This window comes from Thalassospira sp. MCCC 1A01428 (genome assembly GCF_002115825.1).
GTDB lineage: Bacteria > Pseudomonadota > Alphaproteobacteria > Rhodospirillales > Thalassospiraceae > Thalassospira.
The window spans coordinates 1-4,423 of record NZ_JFJZ01000099.1; the positions used below are offsets into that span (position 1 = coordinate 1).

General features: G+C 57.8%; 9 protein-coding genes. All 9 read right to left on the reverse strand.

The genetic code is table 11. The annotated features are described in order from the left end of the window. Window positions 1-245: 245 nt before the first annotated feature. Entirely contained in the window at window positions 246-1,127 is an 882-nt protein-coding gene (locus THS27_RS25740; RefSeq protein ID WP_085595801.1) for an AAA family ATPase, read from the reverse strand. Continuing rightward, the gene (locus tag THS27_RS27800; protein ID WP_085595803.1) at window positions 1,127-1,741 is read right to left on the reverse strand and encodes a GapR family DNA-binding domain-containing protein; all 615 of its coding nucleotides are present in this window, start codon (window positions 1,739-1,741) and stop codon (window positions 1,127-1,129) included. The genes THS27_RS25740 and THS27_RS27800 overlap by 1 nt, the downstream gene beginning before the upstream one ends. A gap of 25 nt (window positions 1,742-1,766) precedes the next feature. Next, window positions 1,767-1,910, reverse strand: coding sequence for a hypothetical protein (locus tag THS27_RS27030; RefSeq protein ID WP_168185020.1), 144 nt, complete (start codon window positions 1,908-1,910; stop codon window positions 1,767-1,769). Further along, complete coding sequence (locus THS27_RS25750) at window positions 1,907-2,236, reverse strand: hypothetical protein (RefSeq protein WP_085595805.1); 330 nt, start codon at window positions 2,234-2,236, stop codon at window positions 1,907-1,909. Before THS27_RS25750 ends, THS27_RS27030 begins: the two co-directional genes overlap by 4 nt. Beyond that, window positions 2,233-2,589 (reverse strand): MazG-like family protein, encoded by a 357-nt coding sequence (locus tag THS27_RS25755; RefSeq protein WP_085595807.1) that lies wholly within the window; start codon window positions 2,587-2,589, stop codon window positions 2,233-2,235. The genes THS27_RS25750 and THS27_RS25755 overlap by 4 nt, the downstream gene beginning before the upstream one ends. Beyond that, a complete protein-coding gene (locus THS27_RS25760) occupies window positions 2,589-2,987 on the reverse strand; it encodes a hypothetical protein (protein ID WP_085595809.1) in 399 nt (132 codons plus the stop codon). Before THS27_RS25760 ends, THS27_RS25755 begins: the two co-directional genes overlap by 1 nt. Continuing rightward, on the reverse strand, window positions 2,984-3,367 hold the full coding sequence (locus tag THS27_RS25765; RefSeq protein ID WP_085595811.1) for a hypothetical protein: 384 nt from the start codon (window positions 3,365-3,367) through the stop codon (window positions 2,984-2,986). Before THS27_RS25765 ends, THS27_RS25760 begins: the two co-directional genes overlap by 4 nt. A 289-nt stretch (window positions 3,368-3,656) precedes the next feature. Further along, complete coding sequence (locus tag THS27_RS25770; protein ID WP_085595813.1) at window positions 3,657-3,878, reverse strand: hypothetical protein; 222 nt, start codon at window positions 3,876-3,878, stop codon at window positions 3,657-3,659. A gap of 161 nt (window positions 3,879-4,039) precedes the next feature. Continuing rightward, window positions 4,040-4,423: helix-turn-helix domain-containing protein (locus tag THS27_RS25775; RefSeq protein WP_139835757.1), on the reverse strand; the 384-nt coding region annotated here is incomplete at its 5' end.

The following is a 4,423-nucleotide window of genomic DNA, read 5'->3' on the forward strand; positions in this document are numbered from 1 at the left end:
CCATGCAGTTCACGAGCATTAACCGTTTGAACCGCCCCGCCCGGCAAATCGCGGGTTTCAATCTCGAACAAGCCGCCCTTGCCAGACAGATTGTCATTCGTTGCATTCAAGGCACGTTCCATAATAACGACTCCTTTGTGAAAACGGGGCATATCACCCCCAAACCGCCGCCACGGCGTGGCCAAGAACAACCCCGACCACGCCCGCAACGATAACCAGCAACCCCATGCCAAACAGGTCCAGCATCACGCCGCCGCCCGTTCCGGCGGCCAGCCAATCGCCGCAAACCGCGCCACGGCTTCCTTGCCCTCCCACAAGGGCGGCTTGTTATAGCCTTCCTGTGGTTGGACCGACGCAACGATCCCGTCCAGAATACCCGGCAAATCCACATTCCGGCCCAGCCGTGCATTCAGAACAAGGGCGCGTTTTAACCCTTCCATCACCTGTTTAATCAGGGCGGGCGATGCGTATTCCGTCACATCGGCAATCACGTCCAGGTCATCATCGGGCAATGTAAAAGGGTGCAAATAGCGCCGGACAATGGCAAAGCGTTCATTCCAGCCGGGCAATTTTACATCCAGATGCAACCCAAAGCGCCGCCACATGGCCGGGTCTATGGCTTCGTTCCGGTTGGTTGCGGCAATTGCCGTGCCCTTAAACGCTTCGATCCGCCGCAACAGCGAATTGACCGTGGCATTCATTTCACGCGCCGACGCCTGATTATCCGATGTGCGCTTGGTCGCAACCGCGTCAAATTCATCCATAAACAGCACATATTCGCGTTCCCGCCCCTCAAGGGACTTAAACAGCTTGGCAATATTATTGCCCGTACCGCCAAGATGGCTTGAAACAAGGCTGTCCATATTGATCGACACCAGCGGCAAACCCAGCCGGGCGGCAAAATGGTGCGCCAGTGTCGTTTTGCCACAGCCCGGCGGGCCATATAAAATGGCGCTGCGCCGGGGTGCAATCCCCACATCTTCCAAATCCGCCGATGCCCATATTTCGGTCATCCATTCATGCACAGCAGATCTCACCGGCGCGGCCAAAATCGGCTCTTCCGCATCCGATGGCATATGGATATCGGCAAACTTGCGAACATCCATCCCTATCTCAAAACGTTGCATTATTGTGCTGCCCCTTGCTGATCTTTATCCGCAGGTTTTGTCTTTGTCCGCCGCCAGGCTTCGGGGATTTCCATGCCATCGCTGCCCCTGGCACGACACCATGCCTGATCCCAGATCGCCCGGCGCTTATCGCCCGCCAAAAACGGGTTGGCCGTAACCGGCTTGCCGCCCTTGGCAGCATCCGCGCCCATCGCATCAGGGTCCGCATCATCGGGGATCGCCTCGGCCGGGGCGGCACCATCGTCTCCGACAGGTTCCGGGTCTGGCTTGGGCCGGGTAAAATCTTCCAGATCAGTCTGGCCGTCACCATCGCCACCCCCGGCGGGCGACTTGCCCAGGCGACGCCGTGCCGCCTCGCCCAGCGGCGTATCGAACAACATGCCAAGGGCCGCTTTGTAAATGTCTAGCAACGCCTCCTGTTCTTCGCGCTCTTGGTCCGTCAGCTTGCGCAACTTCACAAGGGTATTGATTGTTTTAATATCAAAACCCAGCGCCTTGGCCTCATTCTTCACGGCCTTGATATCGGCCATCAGATTGGCCTTTTCTTCTTCCAGCCGCTCTATCCGCTCGATGTAACTGGCAAGCTGATCGGCGGCAATTCCACCCTGTTGCATCGCCCTGCCCTCCTTTCAAATTTGGTTACGATACCCAGCGCCAGATCACGCCAACCGCCCCGGCCAGCAAGATAACAACACAGCAAAACATCAGCGCCGCCAGCACCCATGCCGCAATGTCTGGCGCATCGGACGGCACGGCATTGTATTTATCGGGTTGGTTTTTCATGGCTTTGCCTCTTGCGCTTCCAGCCTGTCCAGCCGGTCAATTTCAGCCAAAATCAAGGCCCCGGCCTTAACAAGGTTCCGGCGATGCCCGGCGGGTTTCCACCACCGTTCATCCCAAGGCCAAACCCGCATGAAAATGTCGATAAATGACGCCTCGCCAACATTCGGAAACGCCGCCTTGGCCGCATAACACGCCGCTGCGCGGGCCAGTTCGTGCCGGGTATTGGCAGCATCACAGGCCGCATCAAACCCTTCGATTTCAATCTGGCGCTGGCGTTCGGCGATGATGTCTTTAACAGCCCGGTCAACATATACAGGATAGCTCATTGTCCCAGCCCTCCATGACGGCGTGACGCCATCCGCGTTTTCAAACCAACCTTTTCACTCGTCTTGTTGAACTTGGCGACAACGGCATTTGCCAGATCAATCCCTGCATCCATCGCAATCAAATCAGCGCAAATCACAACATCGGCCAATTCTTCGGCAAGGTCCGAAATTTTCGCCCGCGATCCAGGCAACCCCATCCGCTCACGGGCAATTTTCTTAATCAGATTGCAAGCCTCACCCACTTCGCCTGCCAACTCATTACCCCGGAACTCGATGGAGATTTCACCGCCCGCATCCCATTCAGCTTGGCGGGCGATATTGGCCGCCCGAAGGGCCTTGAACTGGTTTCCCATCACGCCACCCTTTCCACAACCGGGTTCATATCGGCGACCGTAGGCACAGGCCCGGAAATATTCATTACCCGCAAATCAAAGCAGGCGGCACTTTGGCCCCGTACATCAAACCAGCATGACCGCGCCCGGCCCGCATCGAACCAGGTCACCAGCGCACCGAACCGGCCATAAAAATCCTTCACCGATGCGGCGCGATACACCAACGTTGCGGGGTGCGATACCTTGGCATCCATCACCATCAAAGGCAGGTCATAATCAACCGGCGGCCAGTTCGGCACGATGGCCAGGCCCGCAACAGTCAGATCATTGATCACCCGCACGACCGTCGCTCCGAGGGTTAAATTATCGTTTGCCGCCTCGGCCAAAGACGTTTTTAAAATCTCATACCCGGTTTTCATTGTGCAACCCCCTTGCCGTAAGGCCCGCAGAAATTATCGTTGGCCGTACGGTCGCCCGTAGCGGTCGCGCCCGAAAGCGGGTCCGTTTTCGCGCCGGGATAGGCGATATAATAACCGAACAACCCAAGCCGCTTTAACAGCCCGTTCGCGCGGTCAACCGCATCGGGCACGCTATGCACCACGCCCCCGACCACGATGGAATGCGCGCTATTGCGCCCCTGATAAAAGGTCGTCTTGCACCCGTAAACGCACTGCAAAACCGAAACCGTGCGGCCAACCGCGCCATCAACACGGTCCCCGCGCAGAACATTCTGCACCGCCAGGCGCAGGCTTAAATCCATATCCACATCCGGTATCTCTACCGTTTTTTCCTGTTCCATATCCGTCCGCCTGTATCTGTGTGAAGCGGGGCATACCCCCACGGCCTTAAGCCCCACCCCGCCGTCAGGCTGGGGTAAGGGGCCGCAAAAACCGGCGCGGGCTTTGTGGTGCATTCGCCGGTTTTATGCCGTGGCTGGGGTTACATCATCGCCTCCATTTTCAGGGGTGGACGCACCGGGCATTTTGCGCCTGCCCGGCGCGATTTTTACACGCTGACACCCCAAATCCCCGCCCCGGCCTTCAAGCCGGGGTCGGGGTTATGTGTAAGGCTCACGTCAAAACCAGTGATCACCCCGGCGCGGGAGAAATATCGAGATAGTAGTTCTCGCCAACGCTAAACCCCTTGGCGACATCAGTACGGACAGGGCCAATTTTCAATTCGCCCGACGGCGTATATTTAAAAAACTCATCATTTTCCGGGCTCCCGGAAATCACCGGATCAAAATGAACAGCAAAACCATGCAAAGACTGGGAAACCAAAGTGCAACGAAACTTGCAACGAACCGACATGCCAGTAACCTTTCAACAAGACTATAAAACAGTGTGGTGCAGGCCGGTCGCGGGTCGCCAAAGGGAGGCTGGCAGTTCCACCGGCTGACGGGGTTAAAGGGCGCCGGACACTCGCCGTCTTGTCCGTCGGGCCGCCCGCAAGGAAAGCCCGATATGCGCGTTCAGGCGTTTGAAACCTGCTTTAGGTGGGTGTCGTCATTGGCCGCCATCATCGCGGTGCCGCGCATCGCAACGCCGCGCCCCCACACCGTCGTAATCGTCATTTCCGATCCGACGCGGTGCAACAAACGGCGCAACTTGCACACATGAACCTTCAAAACATCGCGCCAGCCATCGGGCATCAAATCGGGGTCAGGCCAAACCGATTCACTCAAAGCCAGGTAATCCACCACAAACCCGTCGGGCTTGCCGCTAACCGCCAGCAAAATCATTGCCGGGGCCGGGCCAATCCGCACCGCCCCCAGCGGGCCGGAAACCACCATGTAAGGGCGCGCCGCACAGGGGAAAAACAGCCGCGTCGTCGGCGATGGTGGCACATCAACCGC

Excerpts from the sequence above, each read along its gene's own strand:
- THS27_RS25740 (WP_085595801.1), bottom strand. The coding sequence starts at position 1,127 with ATGCAACGTTTTGAGATAGGGATGGATGTTCGCAAGTTTGCCGATATC.
- THS27_RS27800 (WP_085595803.1), bottom strand. The coding sequence starts at position 1,741 with ATGCAACAGGGTGGAATTGCCGCCGATCAGCTTGCCAGTTACATCGAG.
- THS27_RS27030 (WP_168185020.1), bottom strand. The coding sequence starts at position 1,910 with ATGAAAAACCAACCCGATAAATACAATGCCGTGCCGTCCGATGCGCCA.
- THS27_RS25750 (WP_085595805.1), bottom strand. The coding sequence starts at position 2,236 with ATGAGCTATCCTGTATATGTTGACCGGGCTGTTAAAGACATCATCGCC.
- THS27_RS25755 (WP_085595807.1), bottom strand. The coding sequence starts at position 2,589 with ATGGGAAACCAGTTCAAGGCCCTTCGGGCGGCCAATATCGCCCGCCAA.
- THS27_RS25760 (WP_085595809.1), bottom strand. The coding sequence starts at position 2,987 with ATGAAAACCGGGTATGAGATTTTAAAAACGTCTTTGGCCGAGGCGGCA.
- THS27_RS25765 (WP_085595811.1), bottom strand. The coding sequence starts at position 3,367 with ATGGAACAGGAAAAAACGGTAGAGATACCGGATGTGGATATGGATTTA.
- THS27_RS25770 (WP_085595813.1), bottom strand. The coding sequence starts at position 3,878 with ATGTCGGTTCGTTGCAAGTTTCGTTGCACTTTGGTTTCCCAGTCTTTG.